The sequence below is a fragment of the Hydrogenovibrio sp. genome, from assembly GCF_049975065.1.
In the GTDB taxonomy this organism is placed as follows: Bacteria; Pseudomonadota; Gammaproteobacteria; order Thiomicrospirales; family Thiomicrospiraceae; genus Hydrogenovibrio.
On the sequence record NZ_JBNGDN010000020.1, the window covers coordinates 1 to 2,110 of the forward strand.

At 53.3% G+C, this 2,110-nt stretch carries 2 protein-coding genes; both read right to left on the bottom strand.

The features are described 5' to 3' along the window. Positions 1-16: 16 nt before the first annotated feature. The gene (locus ACP5D0_RS04125) at positions 17-544 is read right to left on the bottom strand and encodes a hypothetical protein (RefSeq protein WP_472364319.1); all 528 of its coding nucleotides are present in this window, start codon (positions 542-544) and stop codon (positions 17-19) included. A 41-nt stretch (positions 545-585) separates the two neighbouring features. Next, a complete protein-coding gene (locus ACP5D0_RS04130; RefSeq protein ID WP_472364320.1) occupies positions 586-2,043 on the bottom strand; it encodes a protein adenylyltransferase SelO in 1,458 nt (485 codons plus the stop codon). Positions 2,044-2,110 lie beyond the last annotated feature (67 nt).

Consider the following 2,110-nt stretch of genomic DNA (forward strand, 5'->3'; position numbering starts at 1 on the left):
ACCAGGCCTGGCGGTTTCAGCCATTCGGTTGCAGGCTGTTTGTGACCGCTTCATGTTCGCGAATTCGCTTCACATCCAACATTTCCCCGCTTTGAAAGCTCAAATGCAGGTCATGCGCCACGCGATTGGTTTTGTGTTGTCGCGCACTTCTGGGTTCAATTTTCCAATCGGCGATATCCGCTCGTTGAAAGCGATGGATTTCCAATGGCAACAGCAGCACCATCTTGTCGTTGTCGGCCGCCACAATCCATTTTCGGCCTGAGCCTAAGTCCACTTCCTGCACGGGTTGGAAGGCTTCGGCTGTTACCAAACGTTGGTAGGCCTGTACCACTTCGGCTTTCAGCGCCTGATGCTGTTTAAAGCCATATCGCAGCAAAAGCAACCCCGGCAACACCCACAGCCCCCAGATGGGCAAGGTGTGAATAAACCCGTTGGACAGTTGACTGATCGCCAGCAGCAAACCGGAGGCGACAATCAACGCCACCCCCCACATCCATAATTTAAAGCGCGTTACATTACGCGGCGTATAGGTTTGATAAGCCATTCTTACATTTCCTGTTATGTTGTGAGCCTGAATCTGTCAGCTTATGAGGAGCAACTCAGTTGCAGCCCTTTTTGTGCCGGACTGGGTGGTTGCTGAAATTCCGCCAGGCCTGGGTGTTCTTCGAAAGGGGAATGCAAGGCATCCACCCACTGTTCTAACGGTTGATAGTCGCCGTTTTCGGCGGCTTCGATAATGCCTTGTGCAATGTAATTCCGCAAAACGATCGCCGGATTGGCGGCCAAAATCCTTTGCTGACGTTCCGATTCGGAAATGCCTTCCTGCTGCAAACGGGCGTCGTAACGCTGGAACCAATCGACAAAGGCCCCGGGTTGATTTGTCGGTTGGTTCAACAACGCCATCAATTCACCTTCGTCCGCTTGATTCCATTTGGCCAAACGGCGGAAAAACAAACTGAAATCCACCCGATGCTGATCCATTAACCCCAATAAATCACCAATCAGATGTTTATCGTCCGGCTCGATGCTATGCAACCCGATTTTACGATTCATCTCGTCGATGTACTGGCGATTATAGGTTTCCACAAAGGCTTCCAAGGCTTCGTTTTGCGCAGTTTCGTCCAACATTTTATCGAACGCCTGCGCCAGCAGTTGGCAATTGGTGACGCCGATTTTCGGTTGTTGATTATAGGCGTAACGCCCTTCGACATCCGAATGATTGCAGATGTACTCGATTTGAAAATCGTCGAAAAAGGCATAAGGCCCGAAGTCGAAGGTTTCACCAAGGATGGACATGTTATCGGAATTCATCACCCCGTGATTGAAGCCCACCGCCTGCCATTTCGCCATCAGCACCGCAGTGCGCTCGCACACGGTTTTCAACAAGGCGGCGCTGCGGTGTGGTTCTTCCAGCGATTGCAATTCCGGGTAATGATGTGCCACCACAAAGTTGGTCAGGAACTCAAAGGTGGCCGGACCTTTGGAGGCCGCCCACTGAAAATGTCCGAAACGAATGTGGCTGGGGGTGACACGAATCAAACTGGCGCGCGGCTCGAAGGTCTCACGCTGCACTTGTTCGTTACTGGTGGCGATGGATAAGGCGCGCGTAGTGGGCACGCCCAGCCCGTACAAGGCTTCGGACGCCAAGTATTCACGAATCACCGAACGCAAAACCGCTCGGCCGTCACCGCGACGGGAATAAGGCGTGCGCCCGGCGCCTTTCAAGTGAAAATCCCAGGTCTGGTGATTTTTGTCTTCCCAGCGCCCCAGCAACACGCCACGGCCATCGCCCAAATCCGGGTTGTAATAACCGAACTGGTGGCCGGTGTACTTTTGCGCCAGCGGTTGCAAGTCGAATTCCGCCAGGCCTGGCGAATCCAACTGTCCGGCGGTGAGCGCGAGCAATTGTTCGTCACCTAAGTCGCAATCGATTTGCTGCATCAGCGCCCGGTTGACCGCGACGAGACGCGCGTTCTGTTGCGGCTCCGGCCAGACACGTTGAAAAAAGGATTTCGGCAATTCAAGATACGGGTGCTGTAACATGGTTCAACCTTAGGTTTGGGTGACGGAGTTTGAGTGACGGAATTTAGAGTGACGCAATCGCGCGAAC